The following is a 26,912-nucleotide window of genomic DNA, read 5'->3' on the forward strand; positions in this document are numbered from 1 at the left end:
CGCTGTCCCATGCCGACCGCGCCCGCCAATGAGGCGCGGCGGCACCACTGAATGCCGGAATGTAACCCAAGGAAATACCATGACTGTCTCTTCCCCGGTGCTGGCACCCGCCGCGCCGTCCGTGGCACCGCCGCCGCGCAGCATCCTGCCACCGCGCAGCCGTGGCGTGCTGGAGATGATCGGCAACACCCCGCTGCTGCGGGTGCGCCATCTCGATACCGGCTCCTGCGAGCTGTACCTGAAGCTGGAAAACCAGAACCCGGCCGGTTCGATCAAGGACCGCGTCGCGCTGTCGATGATCGAAGCCGCCGAACGTGACGGCAAGCTGGCGCCCGGCGGCACCATCATCGAAGCCACCGCCGGCAATACCGGCCTTGGCCTGGCGCTGGTCGCCTCGCAAAAGGGCTACCGCCTGATCCTGGTGGTGCCGGACAAGATGAGCCGCGAAAAGGTGCTGCACCTGCAGGCGCTGGGCGCGCAGGTGATCCTGACCCGCTCCGATGTCGGCAAGGGCGATCCGGACTACTACCAGGACCGCGCCGCACGGCTGGCCGCCACCATCCCCGGCGCCTTCTACATCGACCAGTTCAACAATGCCGCCAACCCGCTGGCGCACGAGACCGGCACCGGGCCGGAAATCTGGGCGCAGCTGGACGGCAAGGTGGACGCGGTGGTGGTCGGCGTCGGCTCCAGCGGCACGCTCAGCGGGCTGACGCGCTTTTTCGGCCGGGTGTCGCCGCACACCGAGTTCGTGCTGGCCGATCCGCAAGGCTCGATCCTGGCCGACCACATCGAACACGGCCATCACGGCGCCGCCGGCAGCTGGCTGGTGGAGGGCATCGGCGAGGACTTCATCCCGCCGCTGGCCGACTTCAGCAAGGTTGGCCGCAGCTACCGCATCAGCGACCGGCAAAGCTTCGACAGCGCGCGCGAGCTGCTGCGCCACGAGGGCATCCTCGGTGGCTCCTCCACCGGCACGCTGCTGGCCGCCGCACTGCAGTACTGCCGCGCGCAGACCACGCCGAAGCGGGTGGTGACCTTCGTCTGCGACAGCGGCAACAAGTACCTGTCCAAGATGTACAACGACTTCTGGCTGTTCGACCAGGGTCTGCACCAGCCGCCGCAGGTGGGCAACATCACCGACCTGATCGCGCGCCGCCACGATCACGGCCACAGCGTGGTGTGCCACCCGGACGAGCCGCTGACCGTGGTCTACCAGCGCATGCGGCTGCACGATGTGTCGCAGCTGCCGGTGATCGACGGCGAGCGCGTGATCGGCCTGATCGACGAGTGGGACTTGCTGATGTCGGTGCACGGCGAGCCGGAAAACTTCCACCAGCCGGTGTTCACCGCGATGAGCAGCAATGTCGAGACCATCTCGCCGCGCGCCTCGCTGCAGGACCTGCTGCTGGTGTTCAACAACGGCCATATCGCGGTGGTGATCGAGCGCGAGCGCTATCTCGGCCTGATCACTCAGAGCGACCTGCTCACCTACTGGCGCCAGCGCGTCGGCGCCGCCTGAGCCTGTTCAATGTCTGCTGCGACTGATCTCAACATGGGGCGATACCGCGTTGAAAACGCCTTCGGAATGCTCATTGACCCCATGTCAACTCCGCTTCCTCAGTCGTTTTCGCCTTGTCTCGCGTGAGCGCGCGAGACTTTGAACAGACTCTGGGACATTCCTATTGATCCGCAAGGTGCGACGGCCGCTGCCGCCGCACCTTGCGGCCAACCTTTTTGCAAGGACACAGCATGAGCACCGATTTTCACACCCTGTCCGTGACCGCCGGGCTGCACGATGACCCGTTCGGCGCGGTGATCCCGCCGATCTACGCCACCTCCACCTACCGCCAGCAGGCGCCGGGCGAGCACAGCGGCTACGAGTACTCGCGCAGCCAGAATCCGACACGCGAGGCGCTGGAGCGCGCGATCGCCGAGCTGGAAGGCGGCGTGCGCGGCTACGCCTTTGGCTCCGGCCTTGCCGCCATCGCCACCGTGCTCGACCTGCTGCCGGCCGGCAGCCACATCGTCGCCATCGACGACCTGTACGGCGGCTCGGTGCGGCTGTTTGACCGCGTGCGCAGCCAGTCGGCCGGGCTGTCCATCAGCTATGTGCCATCCGACGACCCGGCGGCGCTGGAAGCGGCCATCCAGCCCAATACCCGCATGCTGTGGGTGGAGACGCCGTCCAACCCGCTGAACCGGCTGGCCGATCTGGCGCTGCTGGCCGACATCGCCCGCCGCCACCAGCTGCTGGCAGTGGCCGACAACACCTTTGCCTCGCCGGTGATCCAGCAGCCACTGGGCTACGGTTTCGACATCGTGCTGCACTCGGCCACCAAGTACCTGAACGGCCACTCCGACGTGATCGCCGGGGTGGCGGTGGTGTCGAAAGACCGGCCGCAGCTGGCCGAGCAGCTGGCCTTCCTGCACAACGCCACCGGCGCCATTCTGGACCCGTTCTCCAGCTTCCTGGTGCTGCGCGGCATCCGCACCCTGGCACTGCGTGTCGAGCAGCACAGCCGCAATGCGCAGGCCATCGCGCAGTGGCTGGAAAGCCATCCGCGCGTGACGCGGGTGCTGTATCCGGGGCTGGAGAGCCATCCGCAGCACGCACTGGCCAAACAGCAGATGCGCCACTTCGGCGGCATCGTGTCCTTCTATCTCGACGGCGGCGCGGCGGAGGTGAAGACGGTGCTGGGCAAGAGCCGGCTGTTCACGCTGGCGGAGAGCCTGGGCGGGGTGGAGAGCCTGGTGTGCGTGCCGGTGGCGATGACGCACGCCTCGGTGCCGGCCGAGCGCCGTGCGCTGCTGGGCATCAGCGACAACCTGATCCGCTTGTCGGTCGGCATCGAGTCGGCGGAGGCGCTGATCGCCGATCTGGCACAGGCGCTGGCGTAGGCGTTTTGCCGCGTGGACGACACCCCGGCCCCGCGCCGGGGTTTTTCATGGCGTATGCCGCGGCCGGAATATGGACTGCAGCGGCGCGGCGATAAGCTGTTGTGATTTTCTTGGTTCTGCTGCGACCGGGCACCGGATAAGGTGGGCGAAACGGTGTGGAGGAGGGCCAGCGATGCGGGCGATGATCATCGGCGGTGACAAGGTGGAAACCACGCGGCGGGCGCTGCAGGCCTCGGGCTATGCGGACGTGCTGCACTGGAGCGGGCGCAAGAGCGGGGACCTGAAGCGGGAGTTTCCGGCGCGGGTGACGCACATGGTGATCATCCTGGACTACGTCAATCACAACCTGGCGAAACGGATGCGCCTGATCGCGCGCGAGCGGCAGATCAGCGTCGCCTACGTTGGCCGCAAGTGACGGGCCGACGGCTGGTCGGTGCGCGGTCCGGTATCAGGGCAGCGTGGTCGAGTGCTGCTGCGCGCGCTCCAGCACCAGCTGGGCAAAGGTCTGGGCCGGCACCGGCGGGCTGATGATGTAGCCCTGGATGATGTCGCAGCCGTTGTCGCGCAGGAAAGCCAGCTGCTCCTCGCGCTCGACGCCTTCGGCGATGACGGTCAGCCGCAGGCTGTGCGCCATCGCGATGACGGCCTGGGAAATGGCGATGTCGTCTTCGTCGTGCGGCAGGCCGTCGACGAAGGACTTGTCCAGCTTCAGGCAGTCGATGGGGAATTGCTTGAGATAGCTGAGCGAGGAGTAGCCTGTGCCGAAGTCGTCGACGTCGATGTGCAGGATGCCCTTGTTACGGATCTGCATCAGCACGTCGACCGCGCATTGCGGATCGTGCATCAGGATGCTCTCGGTCACTTCCAGCTCCAGAAAGCGCGGCTCGACGCCGGTTTCTTCGAGAATGTCGGAAATGGCGGTGGCCAGGTTGCTGCGCTGCAGTTGCCGACCGGAGAGATTGACGGCGATGACCAGCGGCGGCAGGCCGGGGCTGTCTTGCCAGGCTCGGATCTGGCTGCACACGGTTTTCAGCACCCAGCTGCCGACCTGCTCGATCAGGCCGGTTTCTTCCAGGATCGGAATGAACTCGTCCGGGCAGATCAGCCCGCGGCGCGGGTGCTTCCAGCGCAGCAGCGCCTCGGCGCCGGTAATGCTGTTGCTGGCCAGGTCGAGCTTGGGCTGGTAGTAAACGACGAATTCTCCCCGTTCCAGCGCGCGGCGCAGGCCGCTTTCCATTTCCAGGCGGTCGGTGGCGAGGGTGTTCATTTCGGTGGTGAAGAAGCGGTAGCCGTTGCCGCCGTCCTCCTTGGCCCGGTACATCGCGGTGTCCGCGTACTTGATCAGGTGGCTGCTGTTGTCGCTGTCCGCCGGATAGATGGTGATGCCGATGCTGGGCGTGACAAAGGTTTCCTGGTGACCGAGGCGGAACGGCGCTGCGAACACCTCGATGATCTTGCCGGCCACGCTGGCGGCGTCCTCGGCCTTGTTGATCTGTTCCAGAATGATGGTGAACTCGTCGCCACCGAGGCGCGCCACGGTGTCCATCTCGCGCACGCACATCAGCAGACGCGCCGACACCTCGCGCAGCAGCTGGTCGCCCAGATCGTGGCCCAGCGTGTCGTTGATGGTCTTGAAACGGTCGAGATCAATGAACATCAGCGCCACCAGCCCCTTGTTTCTTTCCAGACGGGCCAGCGCCTGGTTGAGGCGGTCGTGAAACAGCGCCCGGTTGGGCAGTCGGGTCAGGGTGTCGTAGTGGGCCAGTACTTGCAGCCGCTCTTCTGCCTGCCGCCGCTCGATGGCAATGCGCACCAGGTGGGCGGCGACCCACATCAGCTCGCGGTCGTGCGGCTGCTGCTTTGACGGGTGGCGGTAGTGCGCCACGATCAGCCCCAGCAGGTGGCCGTCGGTAGAGCGCACGGCCACGGCGAAGCAGGCGTGCACGCCGTGACTGGCCATCAGGCTGCAGTAGTCCGCCCAGATCGGGTGCGCGCCGATATCCTCGATCACGCCGCTGTATTCGTCCGCCAGGCCGTGCTTCGGTGCGTTTTCCAGTTGCGTGATCGCGTCAAACACCTGGTCCAGCACCGCTTGCCCGTGGTGGACGATGCCGTCGACTACATTGCTCGGCAGGCTGCGGCCGGAGACGCACTCCAGCTCGGCGCCTTCGTTGTCCTTGCGGAACAGGATGGTGCAGAACATCTCGCCGGACAGCACTTCCACATGGTTGGCCAGCACACCCAGCGCGGCCTGCAAAGGTTGGCCGCAGACCACCATTTCCAGCACTTCATTTTCAATGGCCAGCAGTGCTTCCGCCTGCTTGCGGTCGCTGACGTCGCGGAAACTGGTCACCCGTCCGACCACCCGTCCATTGACGAACTGTGGCTGTGAGTTCCACTCGAAATGGCGGCCGTCGCGCAGCTCGAGCGTGCTGCCCTGATTGACGTCGATGTGCTTGCTCAGGTCCTTGATCGTGGCGGCAAAAGCGGTCGGATCGCGCAGCTTGTTGCTCAGCTCGGCCAGGGTTTCGTTGTTGTTGGCGTAGAGGCTGTCCGATTGATGCAGGTGCCACATGTCACGGAAGCGCTTGTTGGCCACCACCTCCCGTCCGTAGACATCGGTGACGAAAATGCCGTCGGCGGTGGATTCCAGCGTGGCGGAGAAAATGGACAACGATTTGGCCAGTTTCTCCTCGGTCACCTTGCGGATGGTGATTTCCTGCAAGGTGCGGCGAAAGACGCGCATCGGCAGGTCGCGCAGTGTGATGAAGGTGATGATGCCGAGTATCAGTCCGGGGAGGGACATCAACAGGCTGTACAGCAGCAGCGGGCGGATAGAGCGGCTCACCGCCAGTTGGCCGGGGTGCTCGGCGCCCAGGTTCAGGGTGGCGCTGCGGGTCAGCTGCGGCCAGCGCGGCGTCGCGTTTTTCCCGGCCAGCAGCTGCTGCCTGTCGTCGGTGAGGCGGATGCTGGTGTGGCCCGGCAGCCAGTTCAGGGCGGCCAGCACCGCCGGTGGCGAGTGCAGTGTTTCCCGCGCCTTGCCGGCATGCGTGCGTGGCTGTTTGGCATTGCTGTAGAGGCCGACCTGCAGGGCCGACTCCAGACGGGCTACCTCGCTCTGGTAGCCGACCACGAAAAAGATCAGCGGCACCAGCAGGGTGACCAGCGTGCCGCCGCCCCAGGCCAGACGCGCGATCAAGGTCGGCATCTCCGGCGGGAGGTCCTGCAGCTCGGGAGGGGACTCGGATTTCATGGGTTGGCAGCAAATCCCTGTTGTGCACTTTGCAGGTTGGCCATCGCGGCAGCCTTGCCTGCCGCCTCCAGCCGGGCTGATCGCCCGCGTCCTCCTAACAATAGGCCATTCCTGAGCGATTATTTGTCATGTTTTTTCCCGCTACCCGGAAAGTCCGGCTTTTATCTCCGGCCGAGTTCGGCGGCCGCATCAGCGCCGTGGTGCGGGCATGGCGGCGGCTGCGGACGGGCAACCCGCCCCGGTGGCCACAAAGAAAAACCCCAGTCACATCGGTGACTGGGGTTGGCAGATCGGTACGGCTCCGTCTGGGACTGGCTCAGAACGGGATGTCGTCGTCCATGTCGTCCATTTTCGGGGCCGGTTTCGGCTCCATGCGACGTGGTGCCGCCGGGGCGGCGGCGGGTGCCGCGGCCGGGGCGTCGTAGCGCTGGGCGCCACCGCCGTAGCTGTAGTCTTCGTCCGCGCCGCCCATGCCGCCGTCGCGCTTGCCGCCTTGCAGGCTGATTTCATTGACGCGCACGTCCGGCGACAGGCGCTTCTGGCCTTCCTTGTCCTGCCATTCGCGCAGTGTCAGCTGGCCGTAGACGGTGACTTGCTGGCCCTTGCCGAGGTAGTTCTTCAGCGATTCGCCGCGCTTGCCCCACACCTGGCAGGTAAACCAGTTGGTGGTCTTGCGCTCGCCAAAGCCGATATCGCTGGCAACACGGAAGCTGAGCACGGCTTCGCCGCTCGGGGTGTAACGCAGTTCGGCGTCGGCGGCCAAGCGGCCATCAAAAGTAATGCTGTTCATTGGGGCTCCGTTTCATTTCAGTTCAAGGAGGTATTCGGCGCCGTCACGGGCTGAGGTGACGGCGGTGCGGCGGCTCAGTATGTTGCCTGGATCAGCTGTTTGACCGCGGCTTCGTCCCAGTCTTGCTGGGAGACCTTCAGATAGGCCACCCGTTCGCCGAGCAACACCACCACTTCGCTGACGCCGCGCTGGCTGGCCAGCTGCCGCGACAGGGTATCGGCATCGCCCTGCCATTGCTCGCCGATGTGGAACATCTGGCTCTTCACCGCCTTGGGCGGCGTCATGGTCAGCGACAGCAGCAGCCAGGCCAGCATCAGCACGCTGGTGAAGGCAAATACGCCCAGCGCGCCGTGGTGGCTGTACAGCCAGCCGCCGGCAACGGCACCGGCAAACAGGCCGAAAGATTGGGCGGTATTATACACGCCGATCGCGGTTCCCTTGGCATCGGCCGGGGCAATTTTCGAGATCAGCGACGGCAGGGTGGCTTCCAGGATGTTGAAGGCGACGAAGTACAGCCCCAGCCACAGCACGATTAGCCAGAAGCTGGACAGCGCCAGCGCCATGCCGATCTGCGCGGTGGTCATCAGCGCCACGGCGGCGACGAACACCTGCTTCAGTTTGGCCTTTTTCTCGCCGTAGATGATGGCCGGCACCATCAGCACGAAGCCGGCGACCACCACCGGCAGGTACACCAGCCAGTGCTGCGACTTGTCGAGACCGCCGGTGCTGGTCAGCGCGAACGGGATGGTGACGAACATCGCCATCTGCGCCGCGTGCAGCGCGAAGATGCCGAAGTTCAGCCGCTGCAGCTCGCGGTTGCGCAGCACCGCCGGCAGCCGCGCGGTATTGGTGCCGGTGTCGGAGTGGAAGCTGGAGTGCACCGGGTCGGGAATGATGCGCCACACGCCCAGCAGCGCCAGCAGCGACAGCACGCCGGTGAGCACGAAGATGCCGTCCACGCCGATATAGCGTGCCAGCAGCGGCCCCAGCACCAGGCTGACGGCAAAGGTGGTGCCGATGCTCATGCCGATGATGGCCATGGCGCGAGTGCGCACTTCTTCGCGGGTGAGGTCGGCGAGCAGGGCGGTGATCACCGCCGAGATGGCGCCGGAGCCCTGGATGATGCGGCCCACGGTCAGCATCATGATGTCGTCGGCGCTGGCGGCGATGAAGCTGCCGGCGGCGAACAGCAGCAGACCGCCGTAGATGATCTTCTTGCGGCCAACCTTGTCGGAGAGCATGCCCAGCGGCAGTTGCAGCAGCGCCTGCACCAGGCCGTAGCTGCCCAGCGCGATGCCGATCAGGGTGTGGTTGTCGGCGCCGCGCAGGGTTTCGGCGTAGAGCGCAAAGACGGGGAGGATAAGGAACATGCCCAGCATGCGCAGGGCGTAGATTCCGGCCAGGCCAAGGCTGGCGCGTAGCTCAAGTGCAGTCATCGGTACGGGTGTTGGAGGGCGTCGTCACAGTGGGCGGGCAGCGGCAGCGGATTTCTCTGTCAGGAAATCCATCGTGCTATGGAGCGGCTGCGCGCAAGTCCGGTATAGTAGCAGGTTCCCCGACCGACGGTGAGACAGGCATGGATTCCATCCGCATTCGCGGCGCACGTACGCACAATCTGAAGAACATCAATCTTGACCTGCCACGCCACCAGCTGGTGGTGATTACCGGCTTGTCCGGCTCCGGCAAGTCGTCGCTGGCCTTCGACACGCTGTATGCCGAGGGGCAGCGCCGTTACGTCGAGAGCCTGTCGGCCTACGCGCGGCAGTTCCTGCAGCTGATGGAAAAGCCCGATGTCGACCTGATCGAGGGCCTGAGCCCGGCGATCTCCATCGAGCAGAAGGCCACCAGTCACAACCCGCGCTCCACCGTGGGCACCGTCACCGAAATCCACGACTACCTGCGCCTGCTGTACGCCCGCGTCGGCGATCCGCACTGCCCGGAGCACGACGTGGCGCTGGCGTCGCAGACGGTGAGCCAGATGGTCGACCATGTGCTGGCACTGCCGGAAGAGACGCGGATCATGATCCTGGCGCCGGTCATCGTTGGCCGCAAGGGCGAGAACGTCGAGCTGTTCGAGGACCTGCGTGCGCAGGGCTTCGTGCGCGTGCGCGTCGACGGCGAAGTGTACGAGCTGGACGCGGTGCCGAAGCTGGACAAGAACAAGAAGCACTCGGTGGAGGTGGTGATCGACCGCGTCAAGGTGCGCGCCGACATGCAGCAGCGGCTGGCGGAAAGCTTCGAGACCGCGTTGCGCCACGCCGAAGGCCGCGCCATCGCGGTGGAAATGGATAGCGGCAAGGAGCACTGGTTCTCCGCCAAGTTTGCCTGCCCGGTGTGCAGCTACAGCCTGCCGGAGCTGGAGCCGCGCTTGTTCTCCTTCAACAACCCGATGGGCGCCTGCCCCAAGTGCGACGGCCTCGGCGAGATCACCTATTTCGATCCGTCGCGGGTGGTGGCGCACCCGGAACTGACCCTGGCCGCCGGCGCGATCAAGGGCTGGGACAAGCGCAACCAGTTCTACTTCCAGATGCTGCTGGCGCTGGCCGAGCACTACGGCTTCTCGCTGGAGACCGCATTCGAGGATCTGCCGGACGAGGTGCAGAAGGTGGTGCTGCACGGCTCCGGACGCGAGGAAATCGAGTTCACCTACGTCTCCGAGCGCGGTACCAAATTCCAGCGCGCCCACGCCTTCGAGGGCATCATCCCCAACCTGGAACGCCGCTATCGCGAGACCGATTCCAGCACCGTGCGCGAAGAACTGGCCAAGTACCAGAACAACCAGTGTTGCCCGAGCTGCGGCGGTTCGCGCCTGCGTCTGGAGGCGCGCCATATCTACATCGGCCGCAAGACGCTGCACCAGATCAACCAGATGGCGCTAAAGGATGCCTCGGCCTTTTTCAGCGGGCTGCAGTTCTCCGGCCAGAAGCAGGCGGTGGCGGAAAAGATCGTCAAGGAAATCAGCGACCGCGTGTCCTTCCTCAATAACGTCGGCCTCGACTACCTGTGTCTGGCGCGCTCTGCCGATACCCTGTCCGGTGGCGAGGCGCAGCGTATCCGCTTGGCCAGCCAGATCGGCTCCGGCCTCACCGGCGTGATGTACGTGCTGGACGAGCCGTCGATCGGCCTGCACCAGCGCGACAACGACCGCCTGCTGGCGACGTTGCGACGGCTGCGTGACCTGGGCAACAGCGTGATCGTGGTCGAGCACGACGAGGACGCCATCCGCGCCGCCGACTACCTGGTCGACATGGGGCCGGGCGCCGGCGAGCACGGTGGCGAGGTGCTGGTGGCCGGCACGCCGGCCGAGGTCGCCGCCAGCGAGAAATCGGTGACCGGCGCCTACCTGTCCGGCCGCCGCGGCATCGCGGTGCCGGCCAGCCGGCGCGAGGTCAACCCCGAGCGCCTGCTGCGCCTGGCCGGCGTCAGCGGCAACAACCTGAAGGACGTGACGCTGCAGCTGCCGCTGGGCATGCTGGTGTGCGTCACCGGTGTGTCCGGTTCCGGCAAGTCGACGCTGATCAACGACACGCTGTACAAGATCGCCGCCCGCGATCTCAACGGCGCCAGCGAGCAGCCGTCGCCGTACCGCGACATCAGCGGCCTGGAGCAGCTGGACAAGGTGATCAACGTCGACCAGAGCCCGATCGGACGCACGCCGCGCTCCAACCCGGCCACCTATACCGGTCTGTTCACCCCGATCCGCGAGCTGTTTGCCGGCGTGCCGCTGTCGCGCGAGCGCGGCTATGGCCCGGGCCGTTTCAGCTTCAACGTCAAGGGCGGCCGCTGCGAGGCGTGCCAGGGTGACGGCGTAATCAAGGTGGAAATGCACTTCCTGCCGGACGTGTACGTGCCGTGCGATGTCTGCCACAGCAAGCGTTACAACCGCGAGACGCTGGAAGTGCAGTACAAGGGCAAGAGCATCCACGAAGTGCTGGAGATGACGGTGGAGCAGGCGCTGGAGTTCTTCAGCGCGGTGCCGACGGTGGCGCGCAAGCTGCAGACGCTGATGGATGTCGGTCTCGGCTACATTCGCCTGGGGCAGAGCGCGACCACGCTGTCCGGTGGCGAGGCGCAGCGGGTGAAACTGGGGCTGGAATTGTCCAAGCGCGACACCGGCCGCACCTTGTATATTCTGGATGAACCGACCACCGGCCTGCATTTTCACGACATCGAACTATTGCTGAGCGTGTTGTACCGCTTGCGCGAGAACGGTAATACTGTGGTGGTGATCGAGCATAATCTGGACGTAATCAAAACTGCGGACTGGTTGATCGACTTGGGGCCGGAGGGCGGTGCCGGCGGCGGCCAGATCATTGCCTGCGGCACGCCGGAGCAGGTGGCGGCCAACCCGGCCAGCCATACCGGGCATTATCTGGCGCCCTTGCTGAAAAAACCGTAACAGATCATAACGACATCATGAATTTATTATTTTGGGGTACGCATGCTGACGCTGGCCAAGATTGACCATCTGCACATCAAGGTAAACGACACTGCCAAGGCGCTGGACTGGTACCAGCGGGTGCTGGGTATGGTGCCGGATGTGCGCTACAAGCATCTGCAGGACGGGCCACACGGGGTGTTGATGCTGACCAACCCCAGCGCCAGCGTGCGCCTGGCGCTGAGCCAGGACGAGGCGGCGATCGTGGCGGCCGGGGCGGTGGCGTTTGGTGTCAGCGGTCACGATTTCATGGAGTGGCTGGACCGGCTGGCGGTGGAGCGAGTGGTGAGCCGCGACGGGCAGACCATCGCCCGCGACTCGGTGCACGACCACGGTTTCTTCTGCTCGGTGTCGTTCGTCGATCCGTTCGGCAATCCCTACGAAATCGTCAGCTACGATCACACCTGGCTGGCGGGCAAGCTCAAGCTGAAACGCGCCTGAGGCGGTTGTTTTCGGGGGTGCTCCTTTGCCCAAGGTTGGCCGCAATGCGGCCAACCTTGGGCAAACTGTTTTGGAGCATGTTCACGATCTGCTGCGACTTGATCTCAACGGGGCGATACCGCGTTGAAAACGGCTTCGGAATGCTCATTGACCCCATGTCAACTCCGCTTCCTCAGCCGTTTTCGCCTGGTCTCGCGCTAGCTCGCGAGATCGTGAGCACGCTCTTACAGCGCGTTCCGGCTGATGAACTCGGGGCGGAACAGGTAGCCCTGCACGAAGTCGACGCCCAGCGCCTGTGCCTGGCTCAGGTCGGCCTCGCTTTCGATGCCTTCCAGTACCGTCTGCTTGCCTTCTGCACGGGCAAACGCCAGCAGCATCTGCAGCATGCGCAATTGCCGCGGTTGCTGCAGCTGGCGCAGCCACTGGCGGTCGAACTTGTAGATGTCCACCGTACACAGGATCGGAATCGACACCATCGTCGCCGGCCCGCCGATGTCGTCCAGCGCGGTGCGGATGCCGCGCTGCGCCAGCAGTTCCGCCAGCAGCATGCTGTGATCCGCTTCCTGCACATTGGTGTTTTCGATCAGCTCGATCACGGTGCGCTGCGGCTGGCACAGCAGGTCGAGCAGCGGGTGTTCCGGTGTCGCCAGCGACAGGCCGGCGACGGCGTGCGGGTCGAGATTGAGGAACAGCAGGCCGTCGCGTGGCGCGTGCTCGATCTGCCAGCGCTTGCTCATCAGTTCGACCTGCACCAGCGTGACCGGCGAATCGTGCAGCGTGTCGAACACCGCCTGCGGTGGCAGCGGCTGGCGCGTTGCACTATAAAACCGTGCCAGCGCCTCGTAGCCCACCGTCTGCAGGCTGTTGGTCGCCTTGATCGGCTGGTATTCGGCGCCGATGCGTTGCCGTTCGATGACCTCCAGTAGCAGCTCGGTCGGGATGGGGTTGCGCGCTTGATTCATTTGATAATCATTTGTATTTATACTTTCCGAACTGTACCGCGTGCCACCGCGTTTGCAAAGCTGGCCGGAAGAGGTATTTTCAATCGCGCCTGCCGATGTTTGTGTAGGCTTGATTAGAAATGTTTGATAATCTTGCACGATTGGCGCACACATCAATAAGACACGATTATGAAAATAAATATGCCAGTGACAGCCAACGAGCTGTTTCTCGATTCCCTGCGCCCGATTGTTACCAAGACCGATCTCAAGGGCGCCATCACCTACGCCAACCGCGCGTTCATCGACATCAGCGGTTTTAGCGAAGCCGAACTGCTGGGCAAGAACCACAATATCGTGCGTCATCCGGACATGCCGGCGGAGGCTTTTGCCGACCTGTGGGACACGGTCAAGCAGGGCAAGCCGTGGGGCGGACTGGTGAAAAACCGCGCCAAGAACGGTGACTTTTACTGGGTGGAGGCGCATGTCACGCCGATCACCGAAATGGGCAAGATCGTCGGCTATGTCTCGGTGCGCAGCACGCCCAACCGCGCCGAAGTCAGCGCCGCCGAAGCGCTGTACCAGAAAGTGCGCGACAAGCAGGCCACCCTGCCATCCACGCTGAGGCAGCTGTCCAAGCGCCGCGATAGCGGCAAGATCGGCTTTGTGCTGACCGGCCTGTTCAGTTCCGGCCTGGTCGCCGCCGGCTGTGTGCCGGGCTGGAGCGACGGCACGCGGCTGCTGGTCAGCCTGCTGTCGCTGGGCGCGCTGACGGCCGCCTCGGTGTGGTGGCGCTACTCCGAGTGGCGCGTGATGCAGCGCCTGCACCAGGGCTTCCTCAATCTGGCGGAAGGCCAGCTGGAATCGCCGCTGCAGACCCGCCTCGGCGGCCAGCTCGGCGCGATGATGGACAGCCTGGAAGGCCTGCGCTTGCACATGCGCGCGATGGTGGCGGATTCGCTCAGTGCCGGCGGTCGTACCTACGAGCAGTCGCACGCCCTCAGCCAGGAAATGGGCGGGCTGGTGGCGCGAGCCGAAGAGCAGGGCAAGGGCCTGCAGCAGATCAGCATCAGCATGGAGCAGATCAGCAGCTCGATCGGCCATGTCGCCTCAATGGCGCAAGACAGCGTGCAGGGCGCTCAGGAAACGCGCAATGCCGCGACCGAGGGCCAGCAGGTGATGCAGCGTGCGGCCGAGGCCGCCACCCAGGCGGTGGTGGTGGTCAACCGCTCCAAGGAAGAACTGGCGGCGCTGGACAAGTCGATGACCGAAATCGGCGCCATGACCAACCTGATCCACGGCATCGCCGAGCAGACCAATCTGCTGGCGCTGAACGCGGCGATCGAGGCGGCGCGTGCCGGCGAAACCGGGCGCGGCTTTGCCGTGGTGGCCGACGAGGTGCGCAAGCTGGCCGAGCGTACCGCGACGGCGACCGACGCCATCGGCGATGTGGTGCAGCAGATCGTGCAGATTACCGACAAGGTGACGCTGAACATGGACCGTTCGGTGGAAGAGGTCGATCACGTCAGCGCGGAGATCCGCGCTTCGGCGTCGCAGCTGGACGTGTTGCTGGACATCGCCGACCGCGCCCACGACTTTGCCGGCAAGCTGTCGAGCCAGGTCGCCAGCGACTCCTCGACCGTGCACCAGGTGGCGGCGTCGGTGGAACAGCTGGCGGTGCTGGGCGAGCAGAACATCGACACCGCCAACAACGTGCTGCACAGCGCGCAGGCGCTGGAGGTGGCGGCCGGCGATCTGGAGCGGCTGACCCTGCACTATCGCAAGTGGCAGAAGCCCGGCTAAGCCTTTAGCTGTCCCTGCGCTGTACCCAAATCGCCGTTTCCAGCTGGACGGCGATTTCTTCATGCTGGTTGCGCGTCGTCCACTGCAGGGTGACGATGCCGAATTGCGGCTGCTTGGCGGAGGCACGCTGCGCCAGCACCTCGATCTCGGTTTGCAGCGTGTCGCCGGCGCGGGTTGGCCGCGGCCAGCGCATATTGTCGACCTTCATGCCGACCAGACCGCCCGCGACCTGGCTCAGCTCGCTGGCCACCACCAGACGCATGGTCAGGCTGGCGACATGCCAGCCGCTGGCGGCGAGGCCGTTGAACACGCTGTCCTCGGCCGCGACCTCGTCCAGATGGAAAAACTGCGGATCAAAGCTGCCGGCGAAGTCGCGGATTTCGGCCAGCGTCAGGGTGTGGCTGGCAGTGTGGAAGCGGCGGCCGGGGGTGAGGTCTTCAAAATGCAGCATGGTGTCAGATCCGTAGTGCGTTGATCAGGTCGTTTTCCAGCGCCAGCAGCAGCTTGTCGTCGTGGCTGGATGGCAGCGACAACAGGAAGGAGTCTTCCACCCGCCCGCCCAGGGTCATGATCTTGGCGGCGTCGACGTTGACGTGATAGTCGGACAGCACCTTGGCGATCTTGGCCAGCAGGCCGGGGCGGTCGCCGCTGACGATGGACAGCACGTAGTGGCGCTGCTTGTCGTCGGCGCGGATCAGCACCTGCGGCTGGATCGGGAAGTGCTTCAGGTGGCGGCTGAGGCGGCCGGGCGGCGGCATGCGGATCGGCTCCTGGCGCTGCAGGTTGGCCGCCAGTTCGAATTCGATGAAGTTGATCAGGTCGCGATAGTCGCCGTCGTGGTGTTCCGGCAGGAACACGTGGAAGGTGTCCAGCGCGTAGCCGTGGCGGGTGGTGTGAATCTTGGCGTCGGCGATGCTGTAGTTGGCGGCGCCGAGGAAGGCGCAGATGCGCACGAACAGGTCGGGCTGGTCGGCGGCGTAGACGATCAGCTCGATGCCTTCCTTGTCCTCAGATAACCGTGCACGCACGATCGGGGTCTGGGTGTCCACGCTGCGGTTCAGCACCCGCGCGTGCCAGGCGATCTCGCGCGCCTCGTGGCGCAGGAAATAGATGCTGTCGACGTGTTGCCACAGCGTCTGTTCGACGCCGTCCGGGATTGCGTTCAGGCGCAGGATGGCCTGCGCCGCCTTCTTGCGCTCGGCCAGCTCCAGGTCGAGGTCGACTTCGCCGCCTTGCTGCAGCTTGCGCCGCGTGGCCTGGAACAGGTCTTCCAGCAGCTTGGCCTTCCACGCGTTCCACACCTTGGGGCTGGTGCCGCGGATGTCGGCGACGGTGAGGATGTACAGCGCCACCAGGTGGCGCAGGTCGCCAACGTTGGCCGCAAATTCCTGCACCACCTGCGGATCGTAGATGTCCTGCTTCTGCGCCACGCTGGACATGGTCAGGTGCTGCGCCACCAGCCATTCTGCCAGCGCGGTGTCGGCGGCGGACATGCCGTGCGCCTCGCAGAACTGGCGGATGTCGGCCATGCCCAGCTGCGAGTGGTCACCGCCGCGGCCCTTGGCGATATCGTGGAACAGGCCGGCGATGTACAGCACTTCCGGGCGCTCGAATTCGTCGATCAGGCGGCTAAGCAGCGGGTATTCGTGGTTGAACGCCGGCACCGCGAAGCGACGCAGGTTGCGCACCACCATCAGGATGTGTTCGTCGACGGTGTAGACGTGGAACAGGTCGTGCTGCATCTGGCCGATGATCTTGCCGAAGGCCGGCAGGTACTTGCCCAGCACGCCGTACAGGTTCATGCGGCGCAGGGTGCGGGTCAGGCCGACCGGCTCCTTGAAGAACTGCATGAACAGTGCGCGGTTGTGCGGATCGCGGCGGAAGCGCTCGTTGATCTGGCGTCGCGCGTGCCACAGCGCACGCAGGGTGCGCGGTGCCATGCCGCGCAGGCCGTGGCGCTGGATGTGCAGGAAGGCGCTGAGGATGGTCGACGGCTGCTTCTCGAAGATGTCCGGATCGCGGATGCCGAGCATGCAGTTGACGCTGTAGAAGTGCTCGTCGAGGTCCTGGGTCAGCCGCGGCACGGTGCAGACGTAGCGCGCGCGCAGATTGGGCAGCAGGATGCCGTTGAGCTGGCTGACGTTCTTTGAGGCCTTGTAGAAGGTCTGCATCAGCTGTTCGCTGGCGCGGCGGGCATCGTCGTCGCTGAGACCGGACATGGTGGCGACGGTGTTCTGCAGGTCGAAGATCAGCCGGTCTTCGCGGCGCTTGGCGGCCAGGTGCAGGTCGATGCGGATGCGTTCCAGCTGGCGTTCGCTGTACTTGAGCAGCCGCGCCTCGGAGGCGGTGAGGATGTCGTTGCTGATCAGGCTGTCCCAGGTCTGGCCGACGCCGATGGCCTTGCTGATCCACAGGATGGTGTGCAGGTCGCGCAGGCCGCCCGGGCTTTCCTTGATGTTCGGCTCCAGGTTGCTGCCGAGACCGTAGTGCTTGCTGTGGCGCTGCTGCTGTTCCAGCAGCTTGCCTTCCAGGAAGGGCAGCGGGTCACGGTTGCGCTCGACCGCGCTGTTGAGCTGGTGGAACAGGGTGATGTTGCCGGCCAGCATGCGGTTTTCCAGCAGCGTGGTGGCGACGGTGATGTCCTTGGCCGCTTCCTGCAGGCATTCGTTGATGGTGCGCACACTGTGGCCGACATCGAGGCCGATGTCCCACATCGCGCCGATGAAGTCTTCCACGAAGCTGCTGAGGCTGTCGCAGGTGGCCGAGGGCAGCAGCAGCAGCAGGTCGATGTCGGAGTGCGGAAACAGCTGGCCGCGGCCGTAGCCGCCCACCGCCACCAGCGCCGCGCGCTGCCCCAGCCCCAGCACATCCCAGGCGGAGCGGATCACGCCGTCGACCAGTGCGCTGTGTGCCTGCAGGTAGGCACGGCCGTTGCGGTCGGCGGTATAGCGTGCGGCCAACGTGGCGCGGCCGTCCTGCAGGGTCTTGCGCCAGCGCTGACAGAGCTGCTGTTGTGCGGTTGCCGTCATCGTTTTTCCAGTCGGAGTATGGCCCAGCCCCCTGCGATCAAGAACAGCGTGGTGGGGATGGTGGCCGAAAGCAGCGGGTTCCAGTCGTACAGCAGGCCGAGGTGACCGAACAGCCGGTTACAGAAGTGGAAGGCGATACCGATGCTGATGCCGGTGAACAGCTTGACGCCGAGATCGTTCTGGCGGCGCTGTGCCGGGGTGAACGCCAGCGCCACCAGCGCCATCGAAATACAGGCCAGCGGGTAGAACAGCTTGCTCCACAGCGCGATCTCGTAGCGCTGGGTCTTCTGGTGGTTGTTCTGCAGGTGTTCGATATAGGTCAGCAGGTCCAGTGCCGACATCTGTTCCGGCACCACCAGCAGCACCGACAGGATGTCCGGCTGCAGCACCGACTGCCACTGGCGGCCGGGCTGGCGCGAGGTGCTGACATGGTCGGCGTGCAGCGTGGACGAGCGCACGCCTTCCAGTTGCCAGTTGCCTTCACCCTGGTAGGTGGCGCGCTCGGCGAACTCGCTGCGGATCAGCCGGTACTCGTCATCGTAGCTGTAGATGCGGATGCCGAGCAGGGTGTTGTCCGGCAGCATCTCACGCACGTTGATCATGTTGTTGTCGTCCTTCACCCACAGCCCGGAGCGGAACTCCTGCGCGATCAGCGAGCGCGTCGACTGCAGTTTCAGCCGCTCCGCCATCTGTTCCGACTGCGGCGAGATGAACTCGCCCAGCGCCAGCGCCGACAGCGCCATGATTAGGCCGAAGATCAGCTTGAAGCGGGCGATCTGCCCCAGCGAGACGCCGAAGGTGCGGATGGCGGTGTACTCGGCACTGCCGGACAGCTGCGACATCGCCACCAGCGCGCCGATCAGCACCGCCAGCGGCATCAGCTCGTAGGCGTGGCCGGGGATCTGCAGCGCGACATAGGCCAGCATGGTGCTGGTCTGGTAGTTGCCTTTGCCCAGATCTGGCACTTCACGAATGATGTCGAAAAAACCGTACAGGCCTAGCAGGCAGGCGAGGGTGAACAGGGTTGCGCCGAAAAAGCGCGCCATCATGTAGTTGCGGACGGTCTTCATTATTTACGGGGTCTTTCGCAGCCAGCCGCGCAGCACCGGCAGCAGCGAGCCGGCAGGACGGTTGCGGTAGTGAAGCAGGGCCAGTGCCAGCAGCAGGATCAGCAGGTGCGCCGGCAGAATGGCCAGTGCGCTGGGCAGCTTGTCGCTGGCAATCCAGTTGCGCAGCAGCCAGAGCAGGTTCTGGTAGGCAAGATAGGCGCCCAGCGCGAACACCAGATTGTAGGCGTGACCGGAGCGCGGATTGTAGTAGCTCAGCGGCAGGGCCAGCAGGGCCAGCAGCAGCGTGCACAGCGGCAGCGACAGGCGCCAGGCCAACTCGGCGCGGTCCTTCGGATCGTCGCTGCCGAACAGCTGCAAGGTTGGCCGCGAGCTGCTGTCCACTTCCGGCACCGCGGTGCGGACATTGTCACTGATCTTGATGCGGTAGCTGTCGAACTCCACCACCTCGAAGGCGCCGCTGCCGGGCTCGCCGACATAGCGGCGGCCGTTGAGCAGGGTCAGCGTGCGGTTACCGAGCTCGTCCCGGCCCAGCTGGCCTTCCTTGGCGAATACCGACGACACCTCACCATCGGCGATGTTCTGCACGAACACGTTGCGGGTGGCGCCAGTGGCAACGGAATAGCTCTCGATGAAGTAGACGCGGTCATTGCTACGTGACTCCTTGAATACGCCCGGTGCCAGCGCGGTCATCTCCTCGCGCTGCTTCAGGATCTCGGCGTACTCGCGGCTGCGCTGCTGTGCCCATGGCTCGACTACCAGCGTGCCGATGGCCACCAGCAGGCTCAGCGGCAGCGCGTAGCGCATTACCGGGCCGACCCAGTCGGACAGCGACTTGCCGCTGGCCAGCCACACCGCCATCTCGTGCTCGCGCCACATGCGGGTGAACACCACCATCACGCTGACGAACACGGTCAGGATCATCAGCACCGGAAAGAAGCCGAGCGTCCAGAAGCCGATCAGCGCCGCCACCGCCTCGTTGGCGATGCGCCCTTGCGCCGCGCGGCCGAGCAGATTGATGGATTGAGTGGTCAGCAAAATCGCCAACAAAATGAAAAAAACGCCGATACTGGTATAAGTCAGTTCGCGCGTGAGGCTTTTCTTAAAAAGCATAAAAGCGGGCCTGTTTTTGACAATGCGTCAAAAGGGTAGTGATAATTAGAAATATTAGCCGAAGAGGCTTTCGGTCAAAAATCAAGGTGGGCCAGTTGATTCAAGCCAAGCCAAAAGCTTGACGGGATGCGCCTTGATGATCCCAACACACATTGGAGAGCTATCAATGGAGTTTAACATTAAAAGCGGAAGCCCGGAAAAACAGCGCGTCGCCTGCGTTGTGGTCGGTGTCTACGAAACCCGCAAGCTGTCCTTTGCCGCTGATCTGCTCGACCGCATTTCCAACGGCTTCCTGACCGATGTTCTCAAGCGTGGCGACATGGACGGCAAGCTTGGCTCCACCCTGTTGCTGCACTCGGTGGCGCACACGCTGTGTGACCGCGTGATGCTGGTCGGCCTCGGCAAGGAGCGCGACTTCCGCGCCAAGGAATACCGCGAGGCGATCCGTGCCTCGGTCAAAGCGCTGGCCTCGACCCAGGCCAACGAAATCGTCAGCTATCTGTCGGAATTGCACGTCAAGAAGCACGATGTGGAGTGGATGGTGGAGCAAGCCACCGTCGCCACCGTCGATGCCTTCTACCGTTTTGACCAGTTCAAATCCCGCCAGGACGAAGCGCGCGAACCGCGTAAATTCACCTTCGCCGTGCCACGCCGCAGCGATCTCGCCGACGGCGAGCGCGGCCTGCAGCGCGGCCAGGCCATTGCCGCCGGCATGAAGCTGACCAAGGATCTGGCCAATACCCCGGGCAACCACTGCACGCCGAGCTATCTGGCACAAACGGCGCAAACGTTGGCCGCAGACTTCGGCTGCGAGGTCGAGGTGCTCGGCCCGGACGAAATCGCCGCCCTGAAGATGGATTCCTTCCTCGCTGTGGCGCGTGGCAGCGACGAGCCGGCGCGCTTCATCGTGCTGAAGCACTTCGGCGCCCGCGACCGTGCCGAGCGGCCGGTGGTGCTGATCGGCAAGGGCATTACCTTTGATTCTGGCGGCATTTCGCTGAAGCCGGGTGAAGGCATGGACGAAATGAAGTACGACATGGGCGGTGCCGCCTCGGTGCTGGGCACCTTCCGCGCCGCCGTGGAGATGAAGCTGCCGCTCAACATCGTGGCGCTGATCCCGACCTGCGAAAACATGCCGTCCGGCCGCGCGCTGAAGCCGGGTGACATCGTGCGTTCAATGTCCGGACAGACCATCGAAGTGCTCAACACCGACGCCGAAGGCCGCCTGATCCTGTGCGACGCGCTGACCTATGCCGAGCGCCTGAATCCGGCGACGGTGGTGGACGTGGCGACGCTGACCGGCGCCTGCGTGGTGGCGCTGGGCAATATCGCCACCGGCCTGTTCAGTAATCAGGACGGTCTGGCCAAGGAGCTGATTGCCGCCGGCGAGGAAGTCGGCGACCGCGCCTGGCACATGCCGCTGTGGGACGACTATCAGGAACTGCTGAAGAGCCCGTTTGCCGACATGGCCAATATCGGCGGTCGCGCCGGTGGCAGCATCACCGCCGCCTGCTTCCTGTCGCGCTTCGCCAAGGCCTACGACTGGGCGCACCTGGACATCGCCGGCACCGCGTGGCGCGGCGGCAAGGACAAGGGTGCCACCGGTCGTCCGGTGCCGCTGTTGGTACAGTTCCTGCAGGACCGTGCGGATATCGCCTTGGGCAATGTCGTGCGCCGTGGTCGTCCACGTCGCGAATTGTCCGAAGTGGTTGAAGATGACGCGGATTGATTTTTACACCGACGTCGCCGCCCTGTACCCGTTTGCGTGCCGGGCGGCGCGTACCGTTTACCGCAAGGGTGAGCGGATGCTGATCGTGCTGCCGGATGAGGCGGCGTTGCGCGGCTTCAGTGCGCAACTGTGGGCCTACGGCGACACTGAGTTCATCCCGCATTGCGCGGCGAGCGATGTGCTGGCGGCGGAAACACCGGTGCTACTGGCGACGGATTTTGCCGCCGACGCCGAGGGGCTAGTGCTGCTCAACCTGTCGCCGGCTTTTCCCGACTCGCCGCAACGCTTTCCGCGCATTCTGGAGGTGGTTGGCACTGACGATGCGTCCAAGGCCGTCGCAAGGCAGCGCTACCGCCGTTATCTGGATAGCGGTTTCGAAATTCATCACCACAATATGAGTGATGCCCGCCATGACTGAGCCACAAGCCCCGGTGCCGGACTGGGATTCCCTGCCGGTGCTGACCGAAATCGTCGAAACCCCGCTGGCGCCGGCGGCGGAAATGCCGCCGCAGGCCGAGGTGCCGGTGCTGGTCGATTTTGACATTCCCGATTTTGATTTCAGCGCCGAAATGGCGCAGCTGGCCGACGCGCTGCCGGACAACGAGCTGAGCTTTCCGCCCGATCTGACGCTGGATGAGGTGCTGTCCGCCGGCGAGCAGTCGCCGGATGTGGCTATCAGCGGTGATGGCGCGCTGGACGCCGAGGCGCTGATCGGGCGCCTGCCGTCGCTGGATCTGGATGTGCCGTTGCCGGACGACATGGACTTGGGCGAGGTGCTGCCCGGCTTTGCCATGCCGGAGGTGGCTGCCGATGCCGCGCCGGTTATGGCGGATGAAACAGCGCCAGCGGCACTGTGGTCGACGGGCACGGCTGATGCGGTGCTGGCTGAGGCAGAGGCTGAGGCAGCACCGTCGCCGGCGGAGATGCCGCTGGAGGCGGATGTGGCAGAAACGTTGGCCGCAGAGCCCTTATCTGGTGATGAGGTGCCGCTGCCGGTAGTGGGGATGCCCGGTGACGAAGAGATGCTTGCTGCCGGCCTGGCGGATGTAGGCAATGCACCACTGCTGGACACCGTGGACGCCGAGTTGACTGCCGCCACCGCGGCAGCGGGCTTGGCGGCGTGGCTGGATCAGGCCGCCCAAGTGGCGCCGGCTGATGCCTCCCCGCAGGCTGATGTATCAGTCGAAATGGATGCGACACCGTGGGACGCGCCGCCGCCGGATACAGGGCTGGCCGCTGCTGAAACGGACATGAATGCCAAGGCGGCAGAATCAGCGCCGGAACTGACGATGGTGTCCGAAGCACCACCGGCCACCGAACTTGACGAGGTGCTGCCAGGTCAGGCGGCTGCGCCTGCCGAAGCGGACATTGCCGAGATCTCGGAGCCACTACCGGCTCCTGACGAGGCGCTTGCCACTGTGGTGTCGGAAGTCACGGCCAGCGATGAGGTGATGGCCGGCGTCGATGCGTCGCCGCTGGTCGAGATGGTGGCCGAGGCGGCTCTTCCATCTGGGGATGCTGTTACGGAGGAGGCGGCCGTCACGATGGAACCGCCGCTGCTGGCTGACGAGGTGGCGGTGCCACTTGCCGCCGATGCCGTGCTGTCTGCGACGGTGGTGGATGAAGAGCCAACCGACGGTGACGAATTCGCTTTTGATCTTGCCGCGGCAGAAGGTGCAGCACCGGCCGGCGTGGCGGCCGCCTACGTCACGGCACTGGATGCGGCGCCAGTTGCAGCCGAGGATGACGCGGCGGTGTGGGGCTACCCGCTGGGCGAGAGCATCTCGCTGGACAGTCTGCCGACCGGGGTGCTGGGGGGCGGTCTGGGCCTGGCGGCCAGTCTGGTGGCTGAGCTGGATGGTGGTGACGGCAGTGACATGATGCCGGATCGTGAAGTGGAGCTGGCCTGGGCGCGAGATCTGGGGGCGGAGCCGCCTTTTGATCTGACGCCGCAGGATGCAATCCTGCCGGTACACCAGGTGCTGACCGCACCGTCTTCGGCGGCAGAGGTACCTGTGGCGACAGGGTTGGCCGCAGCGGCGATGCAGCTGTCGGGGGTGAAGGAGGTGAGCCAGCCGCTGGCGGTGGCGCCGGAAGCGGCGGCCAGCGACGCGCTGTCATCGCTGACCTCGGAGGCGCTGATAGACGCGCTGTACGCGCGCGTGCTGCCACGCATGAAGGTGGAGCTGACGCTGTGGATGCAGGACGCACTGGAAATGCAGGCCAAGCAGCTGATGTCCGGCGTCATGCAGCACCTGAAGGAAGATTTTGACATGATGCTGGCCGAAGCGTTGCGCGAGTCGCTGCGCGAGGCCATACGCGAGGCGCAAGCCGGACAGGGAGAACGATAATGGGACACCGTTTGTCGCGGATTGTGACCCGCACCGGGGACGATGGGACCACCGGGCTGGGTGATGGCAGCCGTTTGTCCAAGAGTGCGCCGCGGGTGATGGCGCTGGGCGAGGTCGACGAGCTGAACTGTATCGTCGGCCTGCTGCGCTGCGAAGCCTTGCCGGCGGAGGTGGATGCCTTTCTCGCGGAGGTGCAGCACGACCTGTTCGATCTCGGCTCGGAGCTGGCGGTGCCGGGCTACGAGGCGCTGCACGAGTCGCAGCTGGCGATGCTTGAGCAGCAGGCCGAGCAATGGAATGCGCAGCTGCCGATGCTGAAGGAGTTTATCCTGCCGGGTGGCTGCCGTGCCGCGGCGGTGGCGCATCAGGGGCGGGCGGTATGCCGTCGCGCCGAGCGTGCGCTGGTGCTACTGGCCGACACGCTGCGCGGCTTGCCGCGACAGTATCTCAACCGCCTGTCGGACGTGCTGTTCATCCTGGCGCGCTACCTGAACCAGCAGGCGCAGGTGGCCGATGTGTTGTGGCAGCCGCGCCGCAAGGACTGACACCGGCTGTTGCCAGCGGGCGGCCGTGATGGCCGCCTTTTTTATTTGATTGATGGAGTAGGCATGAAAGTACAGGCGCAACATCTGCGTGCATTGACGACCCTGTTTTCCGGCGCCTCGCCGCTGCGCAAGGTTGCGGCCGGCGTGCTGTTGCTGGGTGCGCTGGCGGGCGCGATCTGGCCGAGTGCCGCTTCGCACGCTGACGCCGGGCAGATCGAGGGCGTGGTGGTGGGGGTGGCCGATGGTGACACCATCACGGTGCTGGACGGCAGCCGGCAGCAGCACAAGGTGCGCTTTGCCTTTATCGATGCCCCCGAGAAGGCGCAACCGTTCGGGACCAAGGCCAAGCAGGTACTATCCGACAAGCTGTACCGACAGCAGGTGCGGGTCGAGGTGCTGGAGCAGGACCGTTATGGCCGCAACGTTGGCCGCATCTGGCTGGGTGATGAGGATGTCAACCTTGGCCAGTTGCGCGCCGGTTATGCCTGGCACTACCAGCAGTACGCGCGCAAGGGGCAGTCGGCGCAGGAGTTCCGTCTCTATGAACAAACGCAGCAAGCCGCGCAGCAGCAGCGGCAGGGCTTGTGGTACGACGCCGCGCCGGTGCCGCCGTGGGATTTCCGGCGTCAGCGCCGCGCTGGGCAGTGATCTAGCTGTTTGCCGGCTGCCACAGGTTGGCCGCCTCGTGCACGAGCTGAGGGGCGCTGAGGCCGTTGTTGGCGTGTTCGCGCAGCAGGCTGTAGTCGCCGTGGCGGTGGTGGGCGCGTAGTGCCAGCTGCTCCAGGCAATCCCGTGCATGCGGATCGGCGGCGTAAGGCTGCAGTTGTTGCAGCAGGCCGAGGATGGCCTGGCTGAGCGGGATGCGCTTGCCGCTGCGCACGTCGTGGATATCGGTGGACAGACCGAAGCGGGCAGCCTGAAAGCGGTTGAAATCGTAGACGCAGTACAGTGCGGCACGACCGGGTTGCGGCGGTCGCTCCGTCAGCAGGTAGCGCGCCAGCGTCTGCACCAGCGCCGCCAGTGCCACGCTGTGCGGAATGTCCAGCGGGGTATCGAAAATGCGCACCTCGACGGTGCCGTACTCCGGCTTGGGGCGGATGTCCCAGTACAGGTCTTTCAGGCTGCCGATGATGCCGGCGTGCTCCAGCTCCGCCGCGTGGCCCTGGAACTCCTGCCAGCTGCGCACGAATTGCGGCAGATGGCCGCTGCTGGGAAAGGCGCTGACCACATTGCTGCGTGCCGAGGCAAAGCCGCTGTCTTCACCTTGTATGTAGGGCGAAGAGGCGGACAGGGCCAGCAAGTGCGGAATGTAGTAGCTCAGCGCATGGGTCAGCCAGATCGCGGTATCGCCATCCGGGCAACCGACGTGCACGTGCTGGCCGAAAATGGTGAATTGCCGTGCCAGATAGCCGTAGTGTTCGGCGAAGTGCTGGTAGCGCGGAAAGTCGGAGATCTGGCGCTCGCGCCAGTCCTGGAACGGGTGGGTGCCGCCGCCGCAGGGGCGGACGCCAAGCGGGGCGGCCGCAGCGCACAATTGCGCGCCCAGTTGCAGCATTTCGGCTTCCAGTGTGGCGCTGCTGTCATGGATGCCGCTATTGAGTTCCAGCATCGAACGGGTGACTTCCTGTTTGAAGTGCCTGGCCGTTGTACTTTGGTGTAGCGTATGTAATATTTCGTCGGCGCGTGGTGCAAGGTCGAGCGTTTGTTTGTCGACCAGCTGGATTTCCAGCTCCATGCCCAGTGTGGCGGCAGTGCTGGGTTGGTATTCTGTGCTTGGCATGCGGTTCTCCTTCATCTATTTTATTTTGCACAAAAACAAATGTCCTGTTCCAGTGAGCCGCCAGTGGCCGACAAAGTTCCCGTGATGGCGTTGGATGTCCTGCAACGCTTTCGTGTTGTTTTCCGCTCCGCACAGCAGCACTCCGCCAATATCGAGGCGCAGCTGGGGGTGTCCGGGGCGCAGGCCTGGGTGTTGGCCGAATTGCACGAAGCGGGGCCGTTGCGTGCCGGGGAGTTGGCCGCACGGCTGGCGATCAAGCCGGCCACACTCAGCAATATGCTGGGCCGGCTGGTTTCCGCCGGGCTGGTGACGCGGGTGCGCAGCGAGCAGGATTTGCGTGTGGTGCAGGTGGCGTTGAGCGAGCAGGGGGCGGAGCTGATCGGCAAGGTGGCGGTGGCGCCGCGCGGCTGGTTGCCGGAAGCACTGGCGCGGCTCAGTGGCGGCCAGTTGCGGCAGCTGGCAGACGGGCTGGATGACCTGCTGGCGGTGATGGGGGTGTCGGACCGGCAGGCGGCGAACAAGCCGTTGCCGTTTACCGAGTAAGGCGGGCTGCCCCGTGCCATGCTTGGTGCGGGGTGGTGCCGAATGAGTGATGCCCTGTTGCCGGAAGGCAAAACAAAAAACCCATTCATGCGTGCATGAATGGGTTTTGTCTGGTTGGCGGAGCGGACGGGACTCGAACCCGCGACCCCCGGCGTGACAGGCCGGTATTCTAACCAACTGAACTACCGCTC

Annotated in this window: 21 protein-coding genes; 12 read left to right on the top strand and 9 right to left on the bottom strand. The window is 64.8% G+C overall.

Annotated features, from left to right (window positions below; translation table 11 throughout):
• Positions 1 to 79: 79 nt before the first annotated feature.
• The 3 genes from NOM55_RS01025 (at position 80) to NOM55_RS01035 (ending at position 3,316) form a co-directional block, all read left to right on the top strand.
• Entirely contained in the window at positions 80 to 1,522 is a 1,443-nt protein-coding gene (locus NOM55_RS01025) for a cystathionine beta-synthase (RefSeq protein ID WP_255907089.1), read from the top strand.
• Between the two features lie 230 nt (positions 1,523 to 1,752).
• A complete protein-coding gene (locus NOM55_RS01030) occupies positions 1,753 to 2,901 on the top strand; it encodes a PLP-dependent aspartate aminotransferase family protein (protein WP_255907090.1) in 1,149 nt (382 codons plus the stop codon).
• A gap of 172 nt (positions 2,902 to 3,073) precedes the next feature.
• Positions 3,074 to 3,316, top strand: coding sequence for a DUF2325 domain-containing protein (locus NOM55_RS01035; protein ID WP_255907091.1), 243 nt, complete (start codon positions 3,074 to 3,076; stop codon positions 3,314 to 3,316).
• A 33-nt stretch (positions 3,317 to 3,349) separates the two neighbouring features.
• Here the strand turns inward: NOM55_RS01035 and NOM55_RS01040 are convergent, their stop codons facing one another.
• The 3 genes from NOM55_RS01040 to NOM55_RS01050 form a co-directional block, all read right to left on the bottom strand.
• Entirely contained in the window at positions 3,350 to 6,154 is a 2,805-nt protein-coding gene (locus tag NOM55_RS01040; RefSeq protein WP_255907092.1) for an EAL domain-containing protein, read from the bottom strand.
• A 316-nt stretch (positions 6,155 to 6,470) separates the two neighbouring features.
• Entirely contained in the window at positions 6,471 to 6,944 is a 474-nt protein-coding gene (locus tag NOM55_RS01045) for a single-stranded DNA-binding protein (RefSeq protein WP_047967281.1), read from the bottom strand.
• Between the two features lie 74 nt (positions 6,945 to 7,018).
• Positions 7,019 to 8,380, bottom strand: coding sequence for an MFS transporter (locus NOM55_RS01050; protein WP_255907094.1), 1,362 nt, complete (start codon positions 8,378 to 8,380; stop codon positions 7,019 to 7,021).
• A gap of 140 nt (positions 8,381 to 8,520) precedes the next feature.
• On the opposite strand from NOM55_RS01050, the gene uvrA reads away from it, so the two are divergent.
• Both uvrA and NOM55_RS01060 read left to right on the top strand, forming a co-directional pair.
• On the top strand, positions 8,521 to 11,343 hold the full coding sequence (gene uvrA, locus NOM55_RS01055; RefSeq protein WP_047967283.1) for an excinuclease ABC subunit UvrA: 2,823 nt from the start codon (positions 8,521 to 8,523) through the stop codon (positions 11,341 to 11,343).
• A gap of 42 nt (positions 11,344 to 11,385) precedes the next feature.
• Positions 11,386 to 11,823 carry a VOC family protein gene (locus tag NOM55_RS01060; protein ID WP_047967284.1) on the top strand — a complete coding sequence of 146 codons (438 nt, stop codon included), beginning with the start codon at positions 11,386 to 11,388 and terminating at the stop codon, positions 11,821 to 11,823.
• Between the two features lie 224 nt (positions 11,824 to 12,047).
• Here NOM55_RS01060 and NOM55_RS01065 read toward each other — a convergent pair whose 3' ends face one another.
• Positions 12,048 to 12,785, bottom strand: a complete 738-nt coding sequence (locus NOM55_RS01065; RefSeq protein WP_255907096.1) for an EAL domain-containing protein — start codon at positions 12,783 to 12,785, stop codon at positions 12,048 to 12,050.
• Between the two features lie 180 nt (positions 12,786 to 12,965).
• On the opposite strand from NOM55_RS01065, the gene NOM55_RS01070 reads away from it, so the two are divergent.
• Positions 12,966 to 14,564 (top strand): PAS domain-containing methyl-accepting chemotaxis protein, encoded by a 1,599-nt coding sequence (locus NOM55_RS01070; RefSeq protein ID WP_255907097.1) that lies wholly within the window; start codon positions 12,966 to 12,968, stop codon positions 14,562 to 14,564.
• A gap of 4 nt (positions 14,565 to 14,568) precedes the next feature.
• Here NOM55_RS01070 and NOM55_RS01075 read toward each other — a convergent pair whose 3' ends face one another.
• The 4 genes from NOM55_RS01075 to lptF are packed head-to-tail and all read right to left on the bottom strand — an operon-like array spanning position 14,569 to position 19,773.
• Positions 14,569 to 15,015 carry a MaoC family dehydratase gene (locus tag NOM55_RS01075; protein WP_255907099.1) on the bottom strand — a complete coding sequence of 149 codons (447 nt, stop codon included), beginning with the start codon at positions 15,013 to 15,015 and terminating at the stop codon, positions 14,569 to 14,571.
• A 4-nt stretch (positions 15,016 to 15,019) separates the two neighbouring features.
• Positions 15,020 to 17,593, bottom strand: coding sequence for a [protein-PII] uridylyltransferase (locus NOM55_RS01080; protein WP_255907100.1), 2,574 nt, complete (start codon positions 17,591 to 17,593; stop codon positions 15,020 to 15,022).
• Positions 17,590 to 18,663 (bottom strand): LPS export ABC transporter permease LptG, encoded by a 1,074-nt coding sequence (lptG, locus tag NOM55_RS01085; RefSeq protein WP_120809636.1) that lies wholly within the window; start codon positions 18,661 to 18,663, stop codon positions 17,590 to 17,592. The genes NOM55_RS01080 and lptG overlap by 4 nt, the downstream gene beginning before the upstream one ends.
• A 3-nt stretch (positions 18,664 to 18,666) precedes the next feature.
• The gene (gene lptF, locus NOM55_RS01090; protein ID WP_120809637.1) at positions 18,667 to 19,773 is read right to left on the bottom strand and encodes an LPS export ABC transporter permease LptF; all 1,107 of its coding nucleotides are present in this window, start codon (positions 19,771 to 19,773) and stop codon (positions 18,667 to 18,669) included.
• Positions 19,774 to 19,939: 166 nt separating this feature from the next.
• Here lptF and NOM55_RS01095 point away from each other — a divergent pair, with 166 nt between their 5' ends.
• The 5 genes from NOM55_RS01095 (at position 19,940) to NOM55_RS01115 (ending at position 25,046) form a co-directional block, all read left to right on the top strand.
• Entirely contained in the window at positions 19,940 to 21,502 is a 1,563-nt protein-coding gene (locus NOM55_RS01095) for a leucyl aminopeptidase (protein ID WP_047967291.1), read from the top strand.
• Positions 21,489 to 21,920, top strand: a complete 432-nt coding sequence (locus tag NOM55_RS01100; RefSeq protein WP_047967292.1) for a DNA polymerase III subunit chi — start codon at positions 21,489 to 21,491, stop codon at positions 21,918 to 21,920. Before NOM55_RS01095 ends, NOM55_RS01100 begins: the two co-directional genes overlap by 14 nt.
• Positions 21,913 to 23,853: a hypothetical protein gene (locus NOM55_RS01105; protein WP_255907101.1), complete on the top strand. Its 1,941-nt coding sequence runs from the start codon at positions 21,913 to 21,915 to the stop codon at positions 23,851 to 23,853. Before NOM55_RS01100 ends, NOM55_RS01105 begins: the two co-directional genes overlap by 8 nt.
• Positions 23,853 to 24,398 carry a cob(I)yrinic acid a,c-diamide adenosyltransferase gene (locus tag NOM55_RS01110; RefSeq protein WP_047967294.1) on the top strand — a complete coding sequence of 182 codons (546 nt, stop codon included), beginning with the start codon at positions 23,853 to 23,855 and terminating at the stop codon, positions 24,396 to 24,398. Before NOM55_RS01105 ends, NOM55_RS01110 begins: the two co-directional genes overlap by 1 nt.
• 63 nt (positions 24,399 to 24,461) lie before the next feature.
• The gene (locus NOM55_RS01115; RefSeq protein ID WP_255907102.1) at positions 24,462 to 25,046 is read left to right on the top strand and encodes a thermonuclease family protein; all 585 of its coding nucleotides are present in this window, start codon (positions 24,462 to 24,464) and stop codon (positions 25,044 to 25,046) included.
• 1 nt (position 25,047) lies between these two features.
• On the opposite strand, the gene NOM55_RS01120 is transcribed toward NOM55_RS01115, so the two are convergent.
• Positions 25,048 to 26,178, bottom strand: coding sequence for a YbdK family carboxylate-amine ligase (locus NOM55_RS01120; protein ID WP_255907104.1), 1,131 nt, complete (start codon positions 26,176 to 26,178; stop codon positions 25,048 to 25,050).
• An 84-nt stretch (positions 26,179 to 26,262) separates the two neighbouring features.
• Here NOM55_RS01120 and NOM55_RS01125 point away from each other — a divergent pair, with 84 nt between their 5' ends.
• Positions 26,263 to 26,721: a MarR family winged helix-turn-helix transcriptional regulator gene (locus tag NOM55_RS01125; RefSeq protein WP_255907105.1), complete on the top strand. Its 459-nt coding sequence runs from the start codon at positions 26,263 to 26,265 to the stop codon at positions 26,719 to 26,721.
• The last annotated feature ends 191 nt before the right edge of the window (positions 26,722 to 26,912 follow it).

This window comes from Vogesella sp. AC12, assembly GCF_024437575.1.
GTDB lineage: Bacteria > Pseudomonadota > Gammaproteobacteria > Burkholderiales > Chromobacteriaceae > Vogesella > Vogesella indigofera.